Below are 22,762 nucleotides of genomic sequence, written 5' to 3'. Positions count from 1 at the left end.
TTGATGTATGATGTGTAGCATTGAGTGCGCATTATTTTGCAAATAGTTCAAAAATAACAGATATGACAGATCGTTTAGCTTCACTACTCGCACACTTCAGCATCAGTGCCAAAACCTTTCATGCCGGCGCCTTATGCGGCATCAACTCAATGACCGGTAGTGACGGGCTGGGCCAGTTGCACTTGATCCGACAAGGTGAAGTCAAGGTCATGCATGGCTCAAAGCTCGTTGTCCACATCAATGAGCCCAGTCTGCTGCTGTATGCGCAGCCACTTGCCCGGCGTTTTTTGACTGACAAAACGAAAGGGGCAGAGTTCGTCTGTGCCGACCTTAGTTTCGAAGGCGGGAAGGCTAATCCTGTAAGAGCCGCACTACCTGCTTTTGTCTGCTTGCCCTTATCAAGTTTGCGCGATAGTAAGCCCGTGCTGGATTTACTTTTTGCAGAAGCAGCAGGCACTAACTGTGGACGACAAAAGATGCTCGACAGTCTGTTTGAAGTGCTTCTGATACAAATTCTCCGCGAACTCATGGAACACCACCTTGTTCAGTCCGGCATGTTGGCCGGGATGGGACATCCGCGTTTACGCCGGGCTCTGGTCGCTATGCATGACCAGCCAAAACGCGACTGGTCTTTGCATGATTTAGCAGTCGAGGCTGGGATGTCACGGACTTCGTTTGCCAATACCTTCCGTGATGTGGTGGGGGTAACGCCGGTACAGTATCTGCAAAATTGGCGCGTCGGCCTGGTGCAAAAACTACTCGTAGAGGGACATTCAATGCGCCAGATTGCCGATGAGGTGGGTTACTCCAGCGAAGCAGTCTTGTCACGTGCTTTTCGTACGCAAACAGGAACCTCGCCGCGTGAATGGCGCAAGAATCACGAAGACTCTTGCATAGTGCTGCAATCTTGATGCTATTTATCAAAATTATGCTGACGGGACGGTATTTTGTGTATCGAACAGAATGCAACGTTACACTAATGGTTCACGATCTTACGGCGCATTAAAATTGAGCCCAGAGCCAGACGGGATAATCCGAGTCAGATCAATGCTTTCATGACTGGCGTAGTAATGTACCTTGGTGTGTTCGACGAACACAGTGTCAGCGATGCGTGGTGATTAATACAAATCGCGCAGATACCCTGACAAATTTTTGTAACCGCTAGGGGGCGACGCAAACGCTGAATGGAGGAGACCTTGCCAGTCAGCTCAAACGTCGCTCCGGCATACTTTGCTTCAGAAAGACCTTGCGAATGGGTTGGTACCAAGTGCTGCATTAGGTTCAAGAGCCGCGCGACCCAACGGAGTAGAGCCCATCTCGATGCGCTGCATGGAATGTAATCAAACTGAGTTTGCATGCACATTCAAAATAAGCCAGAAAAATCAACTCGAAACCTGTGTCTTGATTGAGTTTTAGACATTCATACTATCGATCAAGCACCCTTAGATCTTGGCACTTCAGATCTGTTTTTTTTGGGGGGGACCTGGCTGGCAATGCCGCTAGTGTTTGCACGCAAGATCTGCTTTTTCTTTCGTCCTCTTTAGTTTTTGTCGTGCTTTAGCTTCTGATTTGGGTGATGCATTGCGTGCATCTTCTTCGGCCCATTTCACTTGTAAGTGCGCTTTGTCACACTGGCTTTTTTGTTTTTCTGTTTTAGCAGCTTGCCGACTGTTTTCTTTGTCTCGTTTATCTTCTGTTTTATGCCGTTCGCGTTCTAATCTGGCAGCTTCTTTTTTATCTTCTGCTAACTGATTAATGCGATGCTGTTTTTCGCTTTCGCTGTCCGTTGAGTCTTGCGTTACTTTTTTTCCTATGGCTTTCTGATCATGGGAGCAGGGCGTCTGGCTGTATTGCATCCGCCCATCTTTTTCACATTGATAAATTTCCGCCGCAGACAGATTCTGGACGCAAGAAATACTGAGTAAGAAAACCATCAGAAAACGTTTCATTTACATCTCCCTGATCAGATAATTTTTCCCGGATTCATCAGATTGTGAGGATCTAAAGCCTGCTTTATCGAACGCATCAGATTCATTTCGATGGGCGATTTATAACGTAGTATTTCTTCTCTCTTTAGCGCACCGAGGCCATGTTCAGCTGAGATCGATCCGTGAAAATGATGAACCTGATCATGCACCAGCCGGTTAACTGCTTCCTGGTTCTGAATGAAGACGTCAGCCGATTGACCATCTGCGGGGGAAACGTTGTAATGCAGATTGCCGTCACCCATGTGGCCGAAACAGACTACTCTGCTTCCTGCGAAATGGTGCGCTAATAATTGATTCGTTGTTGCGATGAAGGCGGGAATGCTGGAAATGGGCACAGAAATATCGTGTTTGATATTTTTCCCTTCCTTTGCCTGTGCCATGGAAATGTTTTCCCTGAGACTCCACAAGGCACTTGCCTGGGTCAGATTTTCTGCCAGGACGGCGTTAAGGATATGCCCCTGATTTAACTGTGCTTCCAGAAAATCCCTGATGAACACTGTCGCGAGTTCCGCGGATTGATGCTCGGATGTCTCTAATAATACGTAATACGGATATTGTTGCGTGAACGGATCAGACTGGTTGGGAATATGTTTGATCACCAGTTGCAGGCAAATCCTGGAAATTAATTCGAATCCGGTCAGGGTGGGGCCGAGTTTTTTACTCGCTTCATTCAGTAATAATAAGGCGGCTTCAGGGCTTTCCAGCGCCACCATGACCGTCATATTGGCCACCGGTGCAGGATACAATTTGAGTGTCGCGGCGGTAATGATGCCCAGAGTGCCTTCGGCTCCGATAAAAAGATCGCGCAGATCGTAACCTGTATTGTCTTTACGTAAGCCTCGCAAACCATCCCAGATATCACCGTTCGCAGTGACGACTTCAAGACCCAGGCACAAATCACGTGCGTTACCATAGCGCAGTACAGCGGTGCCGCCAGCATTCGTCGAGAGATTGCCGCCGATGGTGCAGCTTCCCTCTGACGCCAGCGACAAAGGGTAAAGCCTGCTCACCTTTGCCGCTGCTTGTTGAATCGCGCTGAGCAGGCAGCCAGCTTCCGCGGTCAATGTATTGTTTGCCGTATCAATTGCACGTATGTTGTTCAAGCGCTTGAGCGACAACACAACTGATTTACCGCTACTGTCAGGGATACTGCCTAAAACCAAGCCGGTATTACCTCCCTGAGGAACAACAGATACACCGAAAGATTTACAAATGGTGATCAGCTTGGCGACTTCCTGCGTTGATGCTGGCCGTAACACCGCTAAGGCATTCCCGCGAAGGCGTTGACGCCATTCCTGCTCGTATGCAAATGTGTCTTCTTTATCAGTCAGAACATAACTGGCACCGATAGCGTTACGGCATTGCTGGATGAATTCAGTCATTCTGACTCTTTCTGGCTTTTTTCGCTTCTTTTTTAATCGGACGTAAATAGCCCAGAATACCGGTGACATAAGTGACAGAGAGTATAACTTCCATCCAGGCCAGTTTAACTGACAGCAGATTGATGTCGCTATAGGCGCGGACGATACCTTCAGTGAAATACAGCCAGATCAGCATCGAGGTCCATTGCATCGTGTAATTATCTTTGCGTAAAACGCCGCGCAAAGGAATGAACAAAGGTAATGCTTTCAGCATGAGCCAGAAGCTGCCCGCCCTGACTGGTGCCAGCCAGGCTTCCCATAAAATACACAGCAAAATCAGCCCAATCAGACTGACACACGCGAGCAGGTGAAACTGTTTTTGGCGCGCCGTAATCATGATGCGGTATTGAGTTTGACAGCCGTTTCCGCAAGCCTGCGACCCAGTGCGATTGCCAGACGGCGACTATCTTCGGATATTGTGTTTTTTCCATCCAAGCCAGACCAGTGGGTGGCGCCGTAAGGGCTGCCGCCTGTGGATGTCGTCATCAGTTCAGCCTCGCTGTATGGCAGGCCGGTGATCAGCATGCCGTGATGCAGCAGCGGCAACATCATGCTTAATAAGGTTGACTCCTGACCGCCATGCAGACTGCCGGTACTGGTAAATACGCAGGCTGGTTTTCCGCTCAGTGTTCCTGAAAGCCAGTCGGCGGCGGTGCCATCCCAAAAATATTTCATTGCCGACGCCATATTGCCGAAGCGCGTCGGCGAACCCAGTGCGATGCCTGCGCATTCCTTAATATCTGAGAGTTCGACATACGGCGCACCGCTGGCGGGAATGTCGGATTCGCTAGCTTCTGTTGTCGGCGACACGGATGGCACAGTACGCAATCTGGCATCGCAACCGGGAACACTTTCAATTCCCTGTGCGATAAATTCTGCCAGTTTTCGTGTGCTTCCATGGCGTGAGTAATATAAAACGAGTAGGGTGAGGTTAGTTGTGTTCATATTTATTATTATATTGGGCTTTATTGTGACTCTCTCAGTAAAATAGAAGACTTGTATTTTTTATTTAAGAAATGTATGCACGGACCGTTGTGGAAGCATTTGCAGAATTTGTTTCAGTTTGCCCGCAAGCGATTGCGGGAAGGGCAGTTGTCGCAGGTGGCAGGCAGTCTGACGTTTACCACCGTACTGGCGCTGGTGCCGATTCTGACGGTTGCACTGGCCATATTCACGGCGTTCCCTCTGTTTAATACTTTCAGGACTTCGCTGGAAGCCTATTTCATCCAGAATTTAATGCCGAAAGGGATAGCCAACACTATCCTCGGCTATCTCACACAGTTCGCAACAAAAGCGACCCGGCTATCGGCCGTGGGCGGTATTGCACTGATGATCACCGCGATCGCAACGATGGCGATGATAGACAAGACATTTAATCAGATATGGCAGGTTAAGCGTTCCCGTCCCATTTTTCAGCGCATTCTGGTGTATTGGGCCATTATCACGCTTGGGCCTTTGCTGATAGGTGCTTCGATTTCAGTGACGTCTTATTTATTTACGGCCACCAGTGGTGTAGTGAAATCGGTTCCGTTTATCGGTGGAATTTTTTATACCACGATTTCTATCGTCTTTACGATGGGCGCGTTTACCTTGCTGTATCTTGCTGTGCCTTACCGAAAAGTTAATTTGCGTGACGCAGCCTGGGGCGGTCTGTTTGCCGCATGCGTATTTGAAATTTCAAAGCGCGGCTTCGCTGCCTTCATTACGCATTTTTCTACTTACACCGTCGTCTATGGCGCGTTAGCGGCGGTACCTATTTTTCTGATCTGGATTTATCTGTCATGGTTAGTCACCTTGATCGGTGCTGTGATTGCTGCTGCGCTGCCGATTGTGAAATATGAGCGTTGGTGGCATGTGCCCACGCCAGGAAGTGCATTTGAAGATGCGATCAAAATATTACAGGTACTGTTTTTCGCCCGGCACAGCGCAAGTAACGCGATTGTTAATGCTGGGCAGATCCGCGCGCAAACAAGGTTCGGGCTCGATGAGATAGAAGGCTTGTTGCAGCGTATGCTGGAAGCGGGATGGGTCGCGCAGGTGTCTTCGCCAACAGTAACATCCGCTTCAACGTTATGGGCGCGCAACAGCGATGGTGGTGATTTATGGACGATGGCAGCCAATCCTTCTTTATTGACAATGGCCGATGTCTACAAGGTATTTGTGTTTGAGCCCGTGCAAGGCAGCCGTTTATCTGCCCTCGTCGAAGAAGTAATTGAAGTGAGTTTGCAAAAAAATCTGCAAGAGTATTTTCTGACGCAAGAGCAAAAAAATGAAATTTAGTCAGATTACTACGTCAGAATTAGACCCAGGTTTGCTCACGCAATGGCAGCAATTGCAGTCTGTATCCACCGTTTATCGCAGTCCTTATTATCATCCGCAATATTCTCAGATTATCGCGGCTGCGCGGCCGGACGTGCGTGTTCTGGTGATAGAAGATGCTGGGCAGGTGATCGGGTTTTTCCCTTATCACAAAATAAATCGTTTCCGTGCTGATGTCATTGGTGGTGGACTCACTGATTATCAGGGACCAATCTGTTCCTTTCAGTATCACTTGCCTGTCGGTGAGATGTTGAAAGCAATGGGTGTCGCTTATATGGAGTTTAACCATATGCCGCAGGAACGGCTTGATTTCTCTGCGTATGCATGGAGTCAGAGCCGTTCATTGACCCTGAATCTGGAAGGCGGTTTTGCAGCTTATGCACAACGTCTGAATGATAAACGTGATGCATCTTTGCTCAAAAAAGTTGAAACCAATGAGCGCAAACTGGCAAAGAAATTCGGGGTCCTGTCGTTCACCATGGATTCAAGAAGCGCAACGGAATTTGATGCTTTGTTAGCGGGTAAATCGGCGCAATTCACCAGAACGCTGAGTGCTGAGCATGATATTTTTGCGACGCCATGGATACGTGATCTTGTGTATGGAATTTTTTCGCAGCACAGCACAGATTTTGGCGGAATACTCTCTTGTTTATATGCAGGTGACAAGATGATCGCTGCCCATTTTGGTATGCGGTCCGGTAACGTTTTGCACTACTGGTTTCCTTGGTACGACACGGATTATGCAGAATTTTCACCCGGTTTGATTTTGTTGGCATCCTGCGCCCGAGAGGCGCAGGCGCATCAGATTGATCTGATAGACCTGGGACGTGGTGAGCAAGCGTACAAGCAGCGCTTTGCCACCGGATTCATTCCTCTTTGCGAGGGTGCGGTATCTGCTCCTGCAGTAATAAGTAAAGCGCAGGGCGCTTACTTATCGGCAAGGGCGTATCTGAAAGAATCCAATCTGGGAAAAACGATCCGCGCTTGGAAAAATGCTAAAAAATAAGACGAATGAATGACGGCTCAATAAGCATTTTTATCGCCAAAAACGACTTTCAAAGTGCGCCAGATAATGACGATATCGAGCCAGATAGACCAGTGCTGCATGTAGTACAGATCATAGTCAACACGCGCCTGCATTTTTTCCAGTGTTTCCGTTTCACCTCTGAGGCCGTTAACCTGCGCCCAGCCAGTGATCCCTGGCTTGATCTTATGGCGGAACATGTAGCCAGTCACCAGTTTTCTGTACAGTTCATTGTGCTCAACAGCGTGTGGCCGTGGCCCGACCAGACTCATTTCACCTTTCAGCACATTAAACAACTGTGGTAATTCGTCGAGCGATGTTTTTCTGATGAAGCTACCAAATTTAGTGACCCTGGAATCACCGACTTTTGCCTGAATCACCGGAACATCTTTCGGTGCTATTTTCATGCTGCGGAATTTATACACATTGATCGGTCGCCCAGCGATGCCGTATCTGACTTGCTTAAATAATACAGGGCCGGCCGAACTCAGACGGACGCCGATGGCAATCGCAAGTAAAACAGGTGCCAACAGAATCAGACCTATCAGTGCCCCGGTAAAATCCAGTATCCTTTTGGGTAGCGCTGCTAAGCCGATGAATGGCGTTTCGGTCGACGCCAGCACCGGCTGACCTGCTAATTCGCGTAGTTGAATGCCAGGCATACCGAAAATTAAAGATTCCGGAACAAAATAAGTCGTCGCCGTGCTGTCATACAAAACTTCAATAATCTCTTCAAGTTCCGGCGACTCTTTACTGCTCATACCTATAAAGACGATATCCACATTCATTTTCCCGGTCTCCTGATCAACGATCCAGTCAACCGCATCTTCGATATTTCCCAGTTTTTTAATATCGATAGGTGGGCGTAACTCATTCCTGTTATCAAAGAAACCGATCAGGTCTATCGCTGCCAACGGCGAATCCCTTAAAGCATTGACTAATCCAGCAGAAGCTGAATTTGACCAGATCAGCACCGCTTTTCTGCGGCGGGCGGGGTTGGAATAGTAAGCTTTGGCAACAGACCGTATCAGCATGGCGACGCTCATCAGAACAAATGGCGTTATCACCAGCCATAAGAACATGACTTTGCGAGACAGTTGTTCCGACGCCTTATCGATATAGGCCGTCAGCAAAACGACCATGAAGACGATAAACCAGCGCCAGCTCAATTTGGGAAATAAAGGAAGTGCGTCTTTAGCCTGCAGTGAATTGAGTAACTGGTGACTTGAGAAAACGATGATGCTGGTAAAGCCTGCAATAATGATGCGGATGCCAAACACATCCACATCTGTTTCTTCGACCTGATGCAAAATAGCAAACAAGGTCAGGCAAATTGCGGTACCGAATGCTATTCCCGTCAACACAGAGAGCAAATGTGCCGGTTGCGATGAGTTAGCATGCGAGTGAGAATTGAACATAAGTGCTGATTCTTTTTATTTGGTTTTACTTTTGAAAAATAATCTTTTGATTTGTGCCAGTTGCCATTGATGCAGGTGTTTTCTGAATTCCGGATTGTCATATCTGGGAGCATGCTTCAAGGCAGCTTGCAGATAACCGGCGATAATCAGCAAGCCACCAATGATGAAGGGCTTTTCGCGCATCCTGAAGATGCCGGATGCAATTGCATACAGCGGGTGATATCCCATAAACCAGATGCCTCGGCCCCAGCGCAGGCGTCCCCGATAGACATTTTTATCTGAGGATCCCATCAGCCTGTGGTGCATCAGGATGGCTTCCGGATGATAAAAACTCAGGGTATTCCACCCCTTCATCCGTGCTGTGTGTACATCAATTCCATCCCACAATACTTCTTCGACGAAGCCGCCTATCTGTTCGAACGCGACACGTCGGTACAACTTGAACTGACCTGCGACATGTTCGTCGATGATGATTTCTTCAATTTTTTTTCCATCTTCCTCGCGAAAGACTTTGCCGGAAACGGCGGCTAATTTTTCATCTTTAGCAAACTGATCAAACATCATTTCCAGGTAGCGCGGCCCAAATGACATGTCGCCATCTAATTTCGCGATGTATTGATAATCCTGGTGTTTGATCTGCGATACGCCGTACTTGAAGGCGGCAACAACGCCGCCACCGACTTTGCGGAATCCCCGGTCTGGTCTTTGCACCAGACGGATGAAATCATATTTTTCTGCATATTCACGAACAATGTCTGGCGTTGCATCTTGTGATCCGTCATCGACGATGATCCACTCAACAGGACGTATGGTTTGGCGAACCATAGAATCGAGAGTCAGACGGATTAAATCCGCTTCGTCGCGAACAGGAGCGATAATGACCAGCGGTACGGTCTGATAGCCACTGGAGTCAACCTTGATGTTGTTATTCAAAACGGGATGCTGCGGGACTTGCTCTGTTGTGGATGGAACCATAGTTTGCTTTCATTCATTTTGTGCAATATTAACGTAGCGAGTGTCGTGCGAACAATTGTTAATAGTTAATAATTGTTATGTTTGTGTTTTAAGTCATGGATATGCGGATGCATTTCAAACGCAAGATATTTTGTGTGTATGACAAAAATTTGCATCTTTATTTACTCTGGCAATATAAAATAAAACGGTTTTCCCTCTAAGCTTAGGTTTAAATGATTTTTACTTCTATTTTGAAATTTGAAGCAAAATTTTTAAGGCGTTTTTGTGCCGGAATTCTGCTGATTTCATTATTTGCTAATGTTTTTGCACAAGAGACTGAGCAAGCGATCAGTCCAAAGCTGAAGGTGGAAAGCCAACTCTCCACTTTGCCCGCAGAGAAAACACCCGCCATTCAGCAGGAACAATCTGCTTTATCTGTACCTGATTTCTCTTCCGACCTGGTAGGAGAAGGCGACCAGCTGTTGATTACCGTGTTCGGACAACCTGACCTGAGCGCTGATGTGATCGTTGGTCCTACCGGTATTATCACCTTGCCTCTGGTGGGAACGATAGACATAAAAGGAAAGACGGCGAATGAGGTTGCCAGTATTTTTTCCCGCAAACTGGAACAGGGCCAATACTTACTGAGTCCGAAAGTTTCAGTCAAAATCAATCAGCAAGTCAGCCGCAGTTTTTCCGTGATAGGCGAAGTGCTGCGTCCCGGGCGTTTCCCCTTGCAGGGGCAGATGAGTATTGTGGAAGCGTTGAGTCTCGCTGGAGGTGTTACTCCCAGAGCAGATAAACACCTGAAGGTATTGCGCAGGACTAGTCAGAATGGGCAGACAGAGTTGCGCGAGTTTACCTCGCTGAAGCTCGATTTCGACGATGAGAAGAACAATGACAGTCTGATGCAAAAAATTCTGCCGAATGATGTGCTGATCATCGGGCAACAAAAGAATTTCTATGTGTACGGAGAGATCCGCCGTCCCGGAATGTATCCGATGGAGGATGATCTGAATATCGTGCGCGTATTGTCTATCGGCGGTGGCGTTACCGAGCGTGGCTCTGCTTCGAGAATTATTATTCATCGAAAATCAGATAACGGAGAGTTGAAAGAAATTCCGGCGCAGATATCAGATACTGTATTGCCGGGCGATGTGGTCATGATCAAAGAACGGATTTTTTAATGAATAAGATGAAAAATCCTTCGGTTGAATTAATACTTTCATTTACACAAATAGGCGCGATGCTGCGCGCCCGTCGCTATTTGATTTTTATTGTGACGATGATTGCGGTGCTCGGCGCAGGTATCACCAGCATGTTACTGCCGAAAACTTATGTGGCGACAGCAGATATTTTCATTGATTACAGAGTTAATGATCCTATCGGCGGCCGTCAGTTTCATCCTCTGCAGGATGAAAGCTATTTGCAGACGCAGTTTGACGTCATTAAAAGTGTGCAGGTGGCTGAACGTGTGATTGCCGAGTTACATCTGCAAAATTCAACAGACAGCCGGCGTCTGATTGCCCGATATGGCGAGCAGGGCGGCTTACGTGCGCTGGCAGAGTCGATCGCAAAAAATATCGAAGTTGCGCCGCATAAAAATAGTCGTGTCATTGGGATTCAGTATTCCGCCGGTACCCCGCAGCATGCAAAAGAAGTCGTGAATGCGGTGGTGAAATCTTATATTGATTTATCACTGGAAATGATGAATGCACCGGCGCGTGCGCGCAAGGATCAGTACAACGCTCAGTTGGAAACCTTAAGTCGTCAGATGGATGAGATACAAAAAAAACTGACCGCATATCAACAGGAATTCCAGATTGTTGATGTTGATGAACGTGCCGATCTCGAATCCCGGCAAATGTCAGCGTTGAGTACCAAGCTGATGGAAACACAGTTGCAAAAGCTTGAGGCGCAGGCAAAGCGACAATCTTTAGAAAAATTACTGAAGCAGGGCAATTTAAATTCTGATATCCCCGAAATCGCAGGTATTGGTCATATATCTGGCCTGAAGGCAGCCCTGATTTCTCTTGATACGCAACTGGCTAACGCTAAAACCACTTTGGGCGTCAGACACCCCCGTTACATCGCGATTCAGGATGAACGAAAAGCGTTGATGGATAAGCTGGAAAAGGAATCGGCAACGGCGTTTCAATCCCAGTTGACTGTTGAAAGCAGGCTGGCACAACAAGAAAAAGTAATGGAAGCAGAATTAGCGGGCTATCAGAAAAAAACTTTTGAAAACAAAAAGCACCGTGATGTCATCAGCTCCTATCAACGGCAATTAGACAGCGTGCAGAAAGTTTATAACGCTGCGATACAAAAATTTGATGAGTTGCTGATGACGAGTAATGTTGTCATCTCGAATGCAACCGTTATGCAATGGGCGGAGCTGCCAGAGAAACATGCGAAACCTTTACTGAAAAATAATCTGGTGTTTGGTCTGATTGCAGGTCTGATGCTGGGTCTGAGTCTGGCTTTTTTACTTGAGCTGATGCATAGAAAAGTTCGTTGTCTGGAGGATCTGGAGCGGGAATTTGATGTTCCTGTAATGGCGCAGGTCGGCTTTCATGAAAGGCTGCTGGATAAAGACGTAAATATCGGTCGTATTGCTGAGAGGAAGACGCATGCCTGAATTGAATGAGGCGCAATCGGGCGCAACAAAAATTGGGCGTCTTGGCGAATTGTTTTTGCAAAAAGGCTTGCTGACCGAAGCGCAGGTTGAACAGATATCTGTCGAACAGCGAGAAAAAAAATTGCGTTTTGGTGACGCTGCGCTTGCATTAGGCTTACTTAGCCAGGCAGAAATTGATTCCGCCCTGGGTGAGCAGTTTGGTGTTGGCAGCAAGGACCTTTATAACGGCAGTGCAGATAAGAAGCTGCGTTTTTTTCACGCGCCTTTTTCCAAAGAAGCGGAAGAAATCCGCGGCTTACGTAGTGAATTGCTGTTGAAGTATGGGGCGCAGGAAAAAATCAAATTTGCGTTGATCAGTCCGGGTGCCGCCGAAGGTAAGACATATATGGCCGCCAGTCTTGCAATCGCGTTGTCGCAAGTCGGACGAAAAACGCTACTGATTGACGCGGATTTACGCACCGGTAATTTGCATGAATTGTTTTCGTTGGGGGTTCGCGACGGCTTATCATCCGTCTTGATAGGTCGCTTGGCAATGAGTGACGCCTTAATTCCGCTGATGCCCAATTTGCATATTCTGCCTGCCGGCCCACGTGCGCCGAATCCGCTGGAAATTTTGCGGGCACCAAGATTGCGCGAATTGCTGGATTCATGCCACGACCAGTTTGACGCTTTTGTATTCGATACCTGCGCGGCGTCTGAAAGTTCTGACGCGCAGATGGTTGCACATCAGATCGGCGTTGCTTTACTGGTCGCGCAGAAAGACCTGACGGTATTAAGCGATTTACGTCAGACCAGAAGCGATATGCAAGCGGCAGGGGTCAATGTGATTGGTACGATATACAATCAATACGCGCCGCAGGGCGACAGCACAGGGTTGCGCGCAAGAATATCAGCAGTTCTGCGTCGCTTGCCCTTCTTCCGACGCGCTGTTTAAGATGACGGACGGATACACCAGATGATCGATGTCAGTGTCTGTATTTGTACTTTTCGTCGCCCTCAGTTATTGCGCCGTTTATTACTCGCTGTTTTTTCGCAGAATATGCCGGATTGCCGGATTGAGGTCGTCGTCGTCGATAATGACCCGCAACAGTCGGCTGCAACTGTGCTGGCGGAATTCAAAGCAGAGCATCACGATCGATTAATCGTTCTAAATTTAAGTCAGCCGAATATTTCCCTCGCGAGAAATGCCGCGATCCGCGCCGCAGGTAGCGAATGGATATGCATGATCGATGATGACGAGATTCCCCGGCGTGACTGGTTACTGAATTTGTTCAGTACGCAAAAAAAATACGCAGCAGACGTCGTGTTTGCACCGGTGTTGCCCGAATATCAGGATGGTGTGCCTGAGTGGATAAAAAAAGGTGGCTACTTTGACCGGCGTCGTTTAGCGACAGGAACCGTGATCGATCATCGTGATGCCCGTAGTGGCAATGTGCTGGTTCGTCGCTCCGCGCTTGCGCAGATTACTCAGACACAAGGTGGCACAGAGGGGCCGTTTGATCCGGCGTTTGGCCGCACTGGCGGTGAGGATTCCATGTTGTTCCGTCGTCTCGACGAGTCCGGTAGTCGTATGGTTTGGTGTGACGATGCTCCTGCGCTTGAATTTGTTCCGTTGGATCGTGCCAGGGCAGCATGGTTGTTGCAAAGATCGTTTCGCACCGGGCAATTGTTTGTGCGTACAGAGCTGGCAATGTGTCCGCCATCGGCGCGTTCAGGGCATGCGCTCTGGTTGTCTTTCCGCGCAGTTGTGCAGATGGGTATTGCCTCTGTTTTTGTTATCGCGCTGATGCTTTTCGCTCCCCTGAAAGCGTTTCATTGGGCGCGTGTTGCAGCCTCTCAATTAGGTAAGCTGAGCCATTTCCGTGGCAAGGCGTCTGAGGCTTACGGTGATTAATAAATAAAATAAAGTAGCGGGTTTCTTATGAGTTCTTTGCATCAACAGCGACTTTTGGCATTAGACGGCCTGCGGGCAGTGTCGATCTTGCTGGTGCTGGTGTCGCACGCATGGCTGGGGCACATCGTCCCCGGCGGTTTAGGCGTCACGATTTTTTTCTTTATCAGTGGTTTTATCATTACCCGTCTGATGATTTCAGAGTGGGATAAGACTGGCACGATCAGCATTAAAAAGTTTTATATACGGCGCTTTTTCCGGCTGATGCCAGCATTGATTGTATTTGTTGTGCTCTCACTCATCACGATGCAGTTAGCTCATGTTAACTGGACATGGACAGAGCTGAGTTCGGTGTTTTTTTATTTCGCGAATTATTTCGGCATCTTTATCGGCTTCAGTGGTGAAGTATTGCCGCCGCCTTTATCGATCACCTGGTCACTGGCGGTCGAAGAACATTTCTACATGATCTTCCCGGTATTTTTTCTTGCAGTGATTGCTGTACCTAAGCGGTTTTATCGTGTCGCGATTGCTTTGCTGATTGGCGTGCTGTTCTGGCGCATCTATCTGGTCTATGGCGTTGGGCTCGACAATCTGCCGCATTACCGCATTTACAAAGCTACCGATACCCGCGCAGATTCGATTGTGTACGGCACCTGTTTTGCGTTTTTACTCGCACGGACAGAATGGGCCTTAGAATTTTTCAGTCAAAAGAAAGTGATTCTGGCTGGTGCAATATTGATGCTGTTTTCGTTGCTGTTTCGCGATGAAAACTTCCGCGAAAGTTTTCGTTACTCGATACAGGGTATCGCTTTGATGTGTCTGTTTCCGGCGCTGGTGTTGAATACCACCATTGCCAGCCGCATCCTGAGCACGCCGGTATTTGTGTACATCGGGCGCGTCAGTTATTCGCTTTACCTGTATCACTGGCTGGTTTTCGGCATCATCACCATGTGGCTGCCCGATCTCAGTTTTGCGGTGAAATTTCCAATGATGATCGTGCTCTCGTTCATTCTTGCAGACTTGTCGTGCCGTTGGGTGGAAACTCCGTTTCTACGCTTGGGGCGCCGGTTTGCGCATTAAGAAACAGAATCCTGATTCAGTCTGCGTGTGGCCGAGGTAACGGCAACCAGCGCAAAGATAAAAAACACATTCTGAAAACCAAACCCGCGGAACAAGCTGCTTTCCGTAAAATTGGTGACCACCACAACGAGCAGCATCGCGCTCCAGAATGCTGCCTGTATTCTGTCTTTATGTGACAGAAGAACCAGCATTCTGACCTGCACCAGCAAGGTTAATATACAGAGCGCCAGTCCTATCAGCCCTTGTTCATTCAATATATCGAGATAGCCGTTGTGCGATTGCAGCGGAATCCAGTTCAGCGCATCAATCACGAATTGCGAGAGACTGTCCGGCCCCAGCCAGAAAGCGCCATAGCCCAGGCCAAGCACCCAGTGCCGCTCAATTTCCAGCCAGACCAAGTCCCAGATATCAGTGCGGCCAGTCAGATCCGAGCCTTTACCGAAAATACCTGCGATCGGCGCAGAGACTTCGGGCCAGGTCGGAAAGCGCGATTCCTGCATATAAAAAATATAGACCCCAACCAGAATCACACACAGCAAGCTCAGCAGCACGCGCGTAATCGAATAATCAGAACTTAAACGACGTTTTCTGAGTAAATGAAAAATACCGCTGGTCGAAAGTGTGATGATCATGCTGGTCGAACTTTTACTCATCACCAGCATAAAAAAGCTGAACATAATCACGAATAACAGCAGCTTAAAATCCACTTTTTCCAGACATGCTTTTACCTGCCATAACAAGATCGCCATCGCAGCGACCTGGCCCAATTCATTTTTTTGCGAGAGTGCGCCACGCCACGCACCGCCCAACTCATAATCGATACCTATGCTCGGTACGGCCACCGCCATCACCAGCGAGAGCGCCAGCATGCTCATCAGGGGATAAATTAAACAGTTCACAATCAAATGCAAAGGGCGCGGTGCAAGCTGTATGCTGAGACCGATCAGGACAATGCCGTAAAGCTGTATCGCCCGCTTGAACGTGACGGCAGGCAAGGGCGACCAGATGCTCGACAGCACGCACCAGATCAGCACCAGCACCAGAAAAGGATTCAAGGCACGAAGGTCTTTCAATACTTGCGGCAGATGTTTTGATAAAACGAACAGCGCAACCAGAAACAAACTACCCCATTCTAATTTCGTGGTCAGCGACCCTTCCATCGTCAATGCAGATGTACCGGCATAGTCCCAGGAGATACCGTAAGGCAGCAGTGAAAAAATCGCAAATAAGACCACCATGGCCCGTATGAGCAGGATTTCATAGTCTTGCATGGGCTTAAATTGATCTGAAACCGGCGGAATTGTCATTGACTCATATCTTTGTCATTTGTTTGTGCGATATTCTAATGTCTTGCTCTGTTGTCGCGATTTATTTCATGAACTATTTTCTGCATTTGTCCAAACACGGTTGGCGTTCATTGATTTTTCAGTTAATGCTGCTGTCCGCTGCATGTTCCATCTCTGCAAGACCTGCCTATGCCGCTGATCCAGAATGGTTTCCGTTCAGTGTGAATGAAGATCAGCTCTCTGCGGTGGCTGATTTCAGTGCGATGAATAACCCGCTGACGCACAGCGATCGTTTGTTTGTGAAACAGGCGCACTTTTATCGTATCGGTGCCGACAATAAAATCAACACCGCTGATGATCAGCGCGTACGCCTGTTCGGTATCAGCCTCAGCGGTGCCGCGAATTTCCCGCCGGAAGAAGACGCCCCCAAAATCGCGCGGCGTTTGCGGCGTCTGGGTTTTAATGCAGTCAGATTACATCATCTCGATTCTGTGCTGAGCGACAGCGATGCGCAGCCACAGGGCATATTAAATAGCGGCGCATTTCCCAGCTTTAATCCAGTTGCTTTGCAGCGCTTGCACACCCTGATCGAAGCGCTCAGGCAAGAAGGCATATACGTTAATCTGAATCTGCATGTCGGCTACACATTTCGCTATGCGGTTGACCGGCTGACGCCGATGTTGCCGGGCGAGACCATGCCGCATGCGAGCCATCCGCTGCACGTATTCGAACCGCGCATGATTGCGTTGCAAGTCGAATATGCGCAGCAACTGATCCGGCGTTTGCAACTCAATGATGACCCCGCGCTGGCCATGATAGAAATTAATAACGAATCTTCGCTGGCAGGCGCGTGGCAACGCAAAGAACTCGATGGTTTATCCGGTGAATACGAACGCTTGTTGCAGCAGCAATGGCAACACTGGATTACACGCCAGCACGGCAGTCTGAAGCAGGCATGCGAACTTTGGCGCAGTTGCGGTCTCACCAAACAAGGTGCCTTACTCGTCAAAAGTGATGAGGCACGTGTTCTGGCGCATGGCGAAGGCTGGTTTGCGCGGTTTAAATATTTTTTGCAGCGTGTTGCCAGTAAATTAGGTTGGTCTTCGTCTGCGTTCTTTGAGCAAGAGTATGAAATGCATGAGCAGGGCGCTGGTCGTCGCGTTCTGGATTTCACCCGATTTCTGGTCGAGATGGACAAGCAATATCTGGATACCATGCGCAAAGCGATACGCGCAGAGGTGGGCCCGAATCTGCCACTGACCGGCACGCAGGTGTACTTTGGCGGATTGCTGAATACCGATGCCCAGCAGGAAATGGATTACGTCGATGAACATTTTTATGTCGATCATTACGATTTCCCGCATCAGGCATGGGACAGAAACGACTGGCGCATCCGCGATCATTCTGCCTTGCGTGAAGGCTGGGAGCCCTTATTGAAAAGAGCGTTTTATCGCGATGCCAGAAAACCATTTGTGGTCAGTGAATTTAATCAGGCGTATCCGAATCGCCAGAGCGCAGAAATTATTCCCGTCATGACAGCGATCGCCAGCGCGCAGGATTGGGATGGATTATTTTTCTTCCATTATGTCGACGGCAATAGCTGGCAAGCCTTGCCGGATAGCTTTGGCCTCAGCGGGCAGAGCGGGCAACTTACCACGGTGGGCATGTCGGCCGCCATGTTCCGCTATTTTCAGATTCCGGTTTTGCGCGAACAGTTGCGCATTCCTATCAGCGCAGAACAGCGGCAATTGTTTGGCGCGCTCGGTGATGGCGTGTCGTCTGCGGCGTACACCGATTATTTGAAAAGCAAGCGCAACATCGATATCAAAGACGCTTTTTCCAAGCACATTACCGTCAGCGATGCGCCGGATAACAATGAACAGGCATCGCAGTCAAAAGAAGAAACGCAAGCATCGTCAACGGATAATTCAGCCGTCTGGTCTGCCGCTGGTGGCGCTATGCAGTTTCATCCTGATGGCCCGAATTTGCGCGTCACAACACCATACAGCGGCCTGTTTGCCGGGTTTAGTGCAGCGGATAAACCGGTCGCAGAACAATGGATGTCGCCCGTTTTTGCCAAAAATACGCGACAGTTTGGTGTGATGCTGGCGATGAGCCGAGACGGCAAGCCTTTAAGCGCATCGCGCCGTGTCTTGCTGAGCCTGAGCGGCGCAACGATGGGCAGCCAGCCGGATGAAATCCCAACCCGACCAAAAAAACTGGTGCCGTATGCCGGTGATCATCAATGGTGGACGCTGGAGCCGGACAGCCGCAATGCAGGCAAACCCTCAGGCCCGCGTGACGCAATCGGCCCGGTCTGGCAGGAGCGGATCGCAGCAAGCATTTTTTATCCGACCAAGGCACATAGAATCCAGATTTACCCGCTCGACGGCCAGGGCCAGCGACTGAGCGCGATTGCGGCAAATGACATCAGCCGTGTCGCTGGTGGTTTTCAGATGACGCTGAATAAACCGACGTTGTGGTATGAGGTGTTGATTGAGGGGCGATAATGCCCTTTATGTAGACGTTATGAGAGGTGTTTAGCGTTTTAAATGCAATCGTCATTCCCTAACCACTCGTCAAAGCGAGCTCGTTGATCGTTATATAGTATTCTTTGATATACATCTTTATTTGACTTGTAAAGGATGTGGCGTATTTCCGTATAAGGATTGAGGGCGTGGCGACTGACCTCATCTTGTCCGAGATGCCTCTTATATTCCTCAACTTTATTGAATTCGCTTTGCACCACTTCTTTGAATTTATTGGGAGTGATTTTTTCATAGGCAATTATTTCAGATACAAAGCCATCGACTTTATGTGGCTGAAATCGATATCCAGGAAATTTTTCTTCTGCTATCGCCAAGAATGAAAATGCATCAAGTGGGTCAGTAGTTGAAGGTGCCGTGACTGTATTTTTTGCTTTAGCTTGGATCGCCTCTGTTTCATTTTTAATCGAAAAAAATTCTCTATCGGCCAATTCAAAAAGCGCGGCAAGAGTATTGATTCGTCTTTTCATGTTCAGAGGAATAGACTGTTTATACTTGATTTTATGATCAAGAACACTCCATGCGTCTTGAATTATTGTTCTTATTTGAACTTCAAATCTAAGGTTAGAGTACCTCTGGTATTCTTTCATTTGAATTCTCGGAGCCTGCAGCTTTAGATCAATATGAAGACCTTTATATCCGAAAGAATCTTCTTTCGATTCCATTGCGGTAATTTTATCTGTGACGCCAATTACTTCGAACTCCTTAGACAAAGAGTTTTTTATTTTTATAACATCAGACTCATACATGCAAAGAACTCGAAGCCCTACTAAGTCAGTGATGTGATCTTTTATTTCGTATGGAGTGCTATTTTTCTCTAAATCCGTCTGATACTTTCTAGAGAATTTTTTTATGCATTCTTCCCTATCTTTAACTCTTCCAATAACTGCTGAAACTGCGAAGTCACTCGCTATCAAAGAATCGATGATGACTATGAAGGCATTCTTAGCCAGTTCAAAAATTTCATGATTTTCATTCCAATATTCACTGAAACTTGACTTCTCTCTCTCGAAATCTAGTGATGGCATAAGATATTCTTTCGATATTTAATGTACTTTAATTTAATAAAAGTGATATTAATTTGTTGGATGCATAAATGCAATTTGCATCCACATCTTAAAATCCGCAGAATGTTCGTTGTATGTGGCTATTGTTAAAAAAAGGGGAGTATGTGCATTTTTCGCTCTATTCTCAGCGTATTCATTAGGTGTTTAAAAATACTCTCCCCAGTATATTTTGCCAGTTAACAGGCAAAAAACGGATGAAACTGGTGCTATTGCCAAACTGCGCGGCTTTTGGGCTAGTGTGTGGACTAGGGTGGCAAGCGCAGGCGTACTCAGAGTGTCGCCTCAACCATGCGTCTGATCTTTGTTGCTTTTTCAAAGTGATCTAGTTTGTTTTCCAGTATCCACCACCTTGCTGCCTCCATGAGCAGTTCAGGGTCATCGTTTTTGTTGGCAAAGAAAGCATAAAAAGACAGGCCAACGCTGTCGCCTTTAGTCTCGATCTTTTCATTACAGACTTTGATGATCTTTCTTTTCAGTGCGTCTCTCATGTGCTCAATATTTCTGCGTGTGTTTGGCTGACCGGGATAACCGTGAAGAGATCGACGTTAACATGCTTGTGTGAAATTGACAACGCAGCCTGCACTGATACAAAAGGCGGACACGCATTACTTGCTGTTATTTCGTTGAGCGCACGATCTTCCGCTCTAAAAAATATCGTGATATGAAATCAGCTTGCCGCATTATGAGAAATCCTGTTTCGGTGCATCAATCTGCTTTCTCATTTTAAGAAAAACACTTCCGCATCGCGAAATAAAAAATGTAGATCCTTGATTTTAAACAGTTAAATATATTTTTTCTGTCTTATATAAGACATTGTTGCTGCGCAAAAAAACTCCTATGATTTATATCAATAGAAATCGAATTTAATTGATCAGCAGGGGATAGTATGAGTACACGCGAACAGCAAATCGCTGCTTTACAGGCAGACTGGGATGCCAATCCACGTTGGCAAGGCATTAAACGCAATTACACGGCAGCAGATGTGGTGCGGCTGCGCGGGTCGGTGCAAGTGGAACACACGCTGGCGAAAAACGGCGCGCTCAAATTGTGGGATCTGCTGCACCGCGAGCCGTTTATTCACGCACTCGGCGCGATGACAGGCAATCAGGCGATGCAGCAAGTAAAGGCGGGTCTGAAAGCGATTTATCTGTCTGGCTGGCAAGTCGCGGGCGATGCGAATGTCGCTGGCGAAATGTATCCCGATCAATCGCTGTATCCGGCCAATTCTGTGCCGCTGGTGGTGAAGCGCATCAATAACACCCTGACGCGCGCCGACCAGATTCAGTGGGCGGAAGGGAAAGACGAGATTGATTATTTCGCGCCCATCGTTGCCGATGCGGAAGCTGGTTTTGGCGGCGTGCTGAATGCGTTTGAATTGATGAAGGCGATGATCGATGCTGGCGCGGCGGGCGTGCATTTTGAAGATCAGTTGGCGTCGGTGAAAAAATGCGGTCACATGGGTGGCAAAGTCCTGGTGCCGACGCGCGAAGCGCTTGAAAAGCTGAATGCAGCGCGTCTGGCGGCGGATGTGATGGGCGTACCGACGCTGATATTGGCGCGCACCGATGCAGAAGCTGCCGATTTATTGACATCGGATATCGACCCCAACGACCAAACCTTTTGCACTGGCGAGCGCACGGTCGAGGGCTTTTATAAAACCACGCCCGGATTGCAACAGGCGATTTCCCGAGGTTTGGCGTATGCCGAATATGCCGATTTGATCTGGTGCGAAACCGGCAAACCCGATCTGGCTTTTGCGCGGGCGTTTGCCGAGGCGATACACGCGAAATTCCCCGGCAAATTACTCGCGTATAACTGCTCGCCTTCGTTTAACTGGAAGAAAAATCTGGACGACATCACGATTGCCAAGTTTCAAAAAGAACTGGGTGCGATGGGTTATAAATTTCAGTTCATCACGCTGGCCGGATTCCATGCGCTGAATTACGGCATGTTCCATCTGGCGCATGGTTATGCGCGCCGCCACATGTCTGCCTTTGTTGAATTGCAGGAGCAGGAATTTGCTGCCGCCGCCAGAGGTTTTACTGCGGTGAAACACCAGCGCGAAGTGGGAACGGGTTATTTCGATGCAGTGACGCAGGCGATACAACAAGGGCAGTCGTCAACCACCGCTTTGCATGGCTCGACTGAAAATGAGCAGTTTTTGGAGCCGCTGAAACAGATCGCCTGATTCATTACGATAAAAGCTGAGGGCGATAAAATCCGGAAAATCTCAGGCTTGCATGAAAAAAGACCGCGCTGCTTGTGATGCGCGGTCTTTTTCTTTGTGATGTTTGATCAGGACTGGCGTCGCAGCGCTTGCTGTGCGCGGCGTTCGCGTAACAGGATGCCGATATATTTTGAGCCCTGTGTTGTGTAGCGCTGCCACAAGCGGCGCGGTTCGCTGGCGAGACGCCAGAGCCATTCCATGCCAATTTTTTGCATCCACAAGGGCGCACGTTTTTTCTGGCCGAGCGCAAACTCCATCGCCGCACCGACGCACAGCAACAGCGGGGCGTTGCGGCTGGTTTGCTCGCGGCGATAGCGGAAGGCGAAGTATTCCTGTTTCGGCATACCAAGGCAGATGAATACGATATTCGGTTGTGCCTGTTGTATCAGGCCAATGGCGGTATCGGCTTCGCTGCCATCCGGTGTGAATTGCATGGACGGGCAGAAGATCGAAACTTTTAATCCCGGGTAGGTCTGTGCAAACGCCTGCAACAGCATGTCTTCCTGCCCTGGCATGCCGCCGACAACAAAGATGGACATGGCTTTTTCAACGCAGCCCTTGCACAAAGAGACAAACAAATCAGCGCCGGTCACGCGCTCTGGCAGCGGGTTTGCCGACATTTTGCTGGCCCAGACGACAGGCATGCCATCGGCAAAAATATAATCAGAGGTTGAATAAAGCTGTTTGAATTCAGGCTGACTGTCGAGCCGTACCACGTGATCAACATTCGGTGTGACCACCACCCGCGCAGGATGCTGGCGATCGGCGGCAACGTCTAACAAATGCTGATTCGCCTCTGCAAAAGACATATTGTGGATGTTAAGCCCGAACAGGTGCGTGCAGGAATTGCCGATGTGGGATTGCGATGCGGTGTTTGTCATAGTGCTGAGCCTGAAAAGATGG

Annotated in this window: 20 protein-coding genes; 10 read left to right on the top strand and 10 right to left on the bottom strand. The window is 48.4% G+C overall.

What is annotated here, in order from left to right:
• Positions 1-62 precede the first annotated feature (62 nt).
• Complete coding sequence (locus tag H8K38_RS03780; RefSeq protein WP_186883478.1) at positions 63-911, top strand: AraC family transcriptional regulator; 849 nt, start codon at positions 63-65, stop codon at positions 909-911.
• A gap of 588 nt (positions 912-1,499) precedes the next feature.
• Here H8K38_RS03780 and H8K38_RS03775 read toward each other — a convergent pair.
• Genes H8K38_RS03775 through wrbA form a run of 4 tightly spaced genes read right to left on the bottom strand, consistent with a single transcriptional unit; the run spans position 1,500 to position 4,354 of the window.
• Positions 1,500-1,934 carry a DUF4124 domain-containing protein gene (locus tag H8K38_RS03775; RefSeq protein WP_255422831.1) on the bottom strand — a complete coding sequence of 145 codons (435 nt, stop codon included), beginning with the start codon at positions 1,932-1,934 and terminating at the stop codon, positions 1,500-1,502.
• Positions 1,935-1,963: 29 nt separating this feature from the next.
• On the bottom strand, positions 1,964-3,370 hold the full coding sequence (locus tag H8K38_RS03770) for an FAD-binding oxidoreductase (RefSeq protein WP_186883476.1): 1,407 nt from the start codon (positions 3,368-3,370) through the stop codon (positions 1,964-1,966).
• Complete coding sequence (locus H8K38_RS03765; protein WP_186883475.1) at positions 3,363-3,746, bottom strand: DUF2069 domain-containing protein; 384 nt, start codon at positions 3,744-3,746, stop codon at positions 3,363-3,365. The genes H8K38_RS03770 and H8K38_RS03765 overlap by 8 nt, the downstream gene beginning before the upstream one ends.
• Positions 3,743-4,354, bottom strand: a complete 612-nt coding sequence (wrbA, locus tag H8K38_RS03760; protein ID WP_186883474.1) for an NAD(P)H:quinone oxidoreductase — start codon at positions 4,352-4,354, stop codon at positions 3,743-3,745. The genes H8K38_RS03765 and wrbA overlap by 4 nt, the downstream gene beginning before the upstream one ends.
• A gap of 75 nt (positions 4,355-4,429) precedes the next feature.
• Here wrbA and H8K38_RS03755 point away from each other — a divergent pair, with 75 nt between their 5' ends.
• Positions 4,430-5,689, top strand: coding sequence for a YihY family inner membrane protein (locus tag H8K38_RS03755; protein ID WP_186883473.1), 1,260 nt, complete (start codon positions 4,430-4,432; stop codon positions 5,687-5,689).
• Positions 5,679-6,734 (top strand): GNAT family N-acetyltransferase, encoded by a 1,056-nt coding sequence (locus H8K38_RS03750; RefSeq protein ID WP_186883472.1) that lies wholly within the window; start codon positions 5,679-5,681, stop codon positions 6,732-6,734. The genes H8K38_RS03755 and H8K38_RS03750 overlap by 11 nt, the downstream gene beginning before the upstream one ends.
• A gap of 17 nt (positions 6,735-6,751) precedes the next feature.
• On the opposite strand, the gene H8K38_RS03745 is transcribed toward H8K38_RS03750, so the two are convergent.
• Positions 6,752-8,170, bottom strand: coding sequence for an undecaprenyl-phosphate glucose phosphotransferase (locus H8K38_RS03745; RefSeq protein WP_186883471.1), 1,419 nt, complete (start codon positions 8,168-8,170; stop codon positions 6,752-6,754).
• Positions 8,171-8,185: 15 nt separating this feature from the next.
• Positions 8,186-9,145 carry a glycosyltransferase family 2 protein gene (locus H8K38_RS03740; RefSeq protein ID WP_186883470.1) on the bottom strand — a complete coding sequence of 320 codons (960 nt, stop codon included), beginning with the start codon at positions 9,143-9,145 and terminating at the stop codon, positions 8,186-8,188.
• Positions 9,146-9,357: 212 nt separating this feature from the next.
• Between H8K38_RS03740 and H8K38_RS03735 the strand changes: the two genes are divergently transcribed.
• The 5 genes from H8K38_RS03735 to H8K38_RS03715 are packed head-to-tail and all read left to right on the top strand — an operon-like array spanning position 9,358 to position 14,733.
• Positions 9,358-10,311 (top strand): SLBB domain-containing protein, encoded by a 954-nt coding sequence (locus H8K38_RS03735; protein WP_186883469.1) that lies wholly within the window; start codon positions 9,358-9,360, stop codon positions 10,309-10,311.
• Entirely contained in the window at positions 10,311-11,762 is a 1,452-nt protein-coding gene (locus tag H8K38_RS03730) for a Wzz/FepE/Etk N-terminal domain-containing protein (protein WP_186883468.1), read from the top strand. Before H8K38_RS03735 ends, H8K38_RS03730 begins: the two co-directional genes overlap by 1 nt.
• Entirely contained in the window at positions 11,755-12,696 is a 942-nt protein-coding gene (locus H8K38_RS03725) for a polysaccharide biosynthesis tyrosine autokinase (RefSeq protein WP_186883467.1), read from the top strand. The genes H8K38_RS03730 and H8K38_RS03725 overlap by 8 nt, the downstream gene beginning before the upstream one ends.
• A 21-nt stretch (positions 12,697-12,717) precedes the next feature.
• On the top strand, positions 12,718-13,656 hold the full coding sequence (locus tag H8K38_RS03720; protein WP_186883466.1) for a glycosyltransferase family 2 protein: 939 nt from the start codon (positions 12,718-12,720) through the stop codon (positions 13,654-13,656).
• A 27-nt stretch (positions 13,657-13,683) separates the two neighbouring features.
• Complete coding sequence (locus H8K38_RS03715) at positions 13,684-14,733, top strand: acyltransferase (RefSeq protein ID WP_186883465.1); 1,050 nt, start codon at positions 13,684-13,686, stop codon at positions 14,731-14,733.
• Here the strand turns inward: H8K38_RS03715 and H8K38_RS03710 are convergent.
• Positions 14,730-16,040 carry an O-antigen ligase gene (locus H8K38_RS03710; protein ID WP_186883464.1) on the bottom strand — a complete coding sequence of 437 codons (1,311 nt, stop codon included), beginning with the start codon at positions 16,038-16,040 and terminating at the stop codon, positions 14,730-14,732. The two genes, H8K38_RS03715 and H8K38_RS03710, sit on opposite strands and share 4 nt — an antisense overlap.
• A 68-nt stretch (positions 16,041-16,108) precedes the next feature.
• Here H8K38_RS03710 and H8K38_RS03705 point away from each other — a divergent pair, with 68 nt between their 5' ends.
• Positions 16,109-18,529, top strand: coding sequence for a cellulase family glycosylhydrolase (locus tag H8K38_RS03705; RefSeq protein ID WP_186883463.1), 2,421 nt, complete (start codon positions 16,109-16,111; stop codon positions 18,527-18,529).
• Between the two features lie 38 nt (positions 18,530-18,567).
• Here H8K38_RS03705 and H8K38_RS03700 read toward each other — a convergent pair whose 3' ends face one another.
• Positions 18,568-19,593 carry a GTP pyrophosphokinase family protein gene (locus tag H8K38_RS03700; protein ID WP_186883462.1) on the bottom strand — a complete coding sequence of 342 codons (1,026 nt, stop codon included), beginning with the start codon at positions 19,591-19,593 and terminating at the stop codon, positions 18,568-18,570.
• 308 nt (positions 19,594-19,901) lie between these two features.
• Complete coding sequence (locus H8K38_RS03695) at positions 19,902-20,120, bottom strand: DUF6500 family protein (protein WP_186883461.1); 219 nt, start codon at positions 20,118-20,120, stop codon at positions 19,902-19,904.
• 398 nt (positions 20,121-20,518) lie between these two features.
• Here H8K38_RS03695 and aceA point away from each other — a divergent pair, with 398 nt between their 5' ends.
• Positions 20,519-21,820 (top strand): isocitrate lyase, encoded by a 1,302-nt coding sequence (gene aceA / locus H8K38_RS03690; protein ID WP_186883460.1) that lies wholly within the window; start codon positions 20,519-20,521, stop codon positions 21,818-21,820.
• Positions 21,821-21,927: 107 nt separating this feature from the next.
• On the opposite strand, the gene H8K38_RS03685 is transcribed toward aceA, so the two are convergent.
• On the bottom strand, positions 21,928-22,740 hold the full coding sequence (locus tag H8K38_RS03685) for a WecB/TagA/CpsF family glycosyltransferase (protein ID WP_255422816.1): 813 nt from the start codon (positions 22,738-22,740) through the stop codon (positions 21,928-21,930).
• Between the last annotated feature and the right edge of the window lie 22 nt (positions 22,741-22,762).

Origin of the sequence: Undibacterium sp. FT79W, assembly GCF_014284215.1 — a bacterium.
GTDB lineage: Bacteria > Pseudomonadota > Gammaproteobacteria > Burkholderiales > Burkholderiaceae_D > Undibacterium > Undibacterium aquatile.
This window is presented reverse-complemented; position numbering and strand designations above follow the sequence as displayed.

Coding starts and splice junctions, on each gene's coding strand:
- H8K38_RS03780 (WP_186883478.1), top strand. CDS start 63: ATGACAGATCGTTTAGCTTCACTACTCGCACACTTCAGCATCAGTGCC.
- H8K38_RS03775 (WP_255422831.1), bottom strand. CDS start 1,934: ATGGTTTTCTTACTCAGTATTTCTTGCGTCCAGAATCTGTCTGCGGCG.
- H8K38_RS03770 (WP_186883476.1), bottom strand. CDS start 3,370: ATGACTGAATTCATCCAGCAATGCCGTAACGCTATCGGTGCCAGTTAT.
- H8K38_RS03765 (WP_186883475.1), bottom strand. CDS start 3,746: ATGATTACGGCGCGCCAAAAACAGTTTCACCTGCTCGCGTGTGTCAGT.
- wrbA (WP_186883474.1), bottom strand. CDS start 4,354: ATGAACACAACTAACCTCACCCTACTCGTTTTATATTACTCACGCCAT.
- H8K38_RS03755 (WP_186883473.1), top strand. CDS start 4,430: ATGCACGGACCGTTGTGGAAGCATTTGCAGAATTTGTTTCAGTTTGCC.
- H8K38_RS03750 (WP_186883472.1), top strand. CDS start 5,679: ATGAAATTTAGTCAGATTACTACGTCAGAATTAGACCCAGGTTTGCTC.
- H8K38_RS03745 (WP_186883471.1), bottom strand. CDS start 8,170: ATGTTCAATTCTCACTCGCATGCTAACTCATCGCAACCGGCACATTTG.
- H8K38_RS03740 (WP_186883470.1), bottom strand. CDS start 9,145: ATGGTTCCATCCACAACAGAGCAAGTCCCGCAGCATCCCGTTTTGAAT.
- H8K38_RS03735 (WP_186883469.1), top strand. CDS start 9,358: ATGATTTTTACTTCTATTTTGAAATTTGAAGCAAAATTTTTAAGGCGT.
- H8K38_RS03730 (WP_186883468.1), top strand. CDS start 10,311: ATGAATAAGATGAAAAATCCTTCGGTTGAATTAATACTTTCATTTACA.
- H8K38_RS03725 (WP_186883467.1), top strand. CDS start 11,755: ATGCCTGAATTGAATGAGGCGCAATCGGGCGCAACAAAAATTGGGCGT.
- H8K38_RS03720 (WP_186883466.1), top strand. CDS start 12,718: ATGATCGATGTCAGTGTCTGTATTTGTACTTTTCGTCGCCCTCAGTTA.
- H8K38_RS03715 (WP_186883465.1), top strand. CDS start 13,684: ATGAGTTCTTTGCATCAACAGCGACTTTTGGCATTAGACGGCCTGCGG.
- H8K38_RS03710 (WP_186883464.1), bottom strand. CDS start 16,040: ATGACAATTCCGCCGGTTTCAGATCAATTTAAGCCCATGCAAGACTAT.
- H8K38_RS03705 (WP_186883463.1), top strand. CDS start 16,109: ATGAACTATTTTCTGCATTTGTCCAAACACGGTTGGCGTTCATTGATT.
- H8K38_RS03700 (WP_186883462.1), bottom strand. CDS start 19,593: ATGCCATCACTAGATTTCGAGAGAGAGAAGTCAAGTTTCAGTGAATAT.
- H8K38_RS03695 (WP_186883461.1), bottom strand. CDS start 20,120: ATGAGAGACGCACTGAAAAGAAAGATCATCAAAGTCTGTAATGAAAAG.
- aceA (WP_186883460.1), top strand. CDS start 20,519: ATGAGTACACGCGAACAGCAAATCGCTGCTTTACAGGCAGACTGGGAT.
- H8K38_RS03685 (WP_255422816.1), bottom strand. CDS start 22,740: ATGACAAACACCGCATCGCAATCCCACATCGGCAATTCCTGCACGCAC.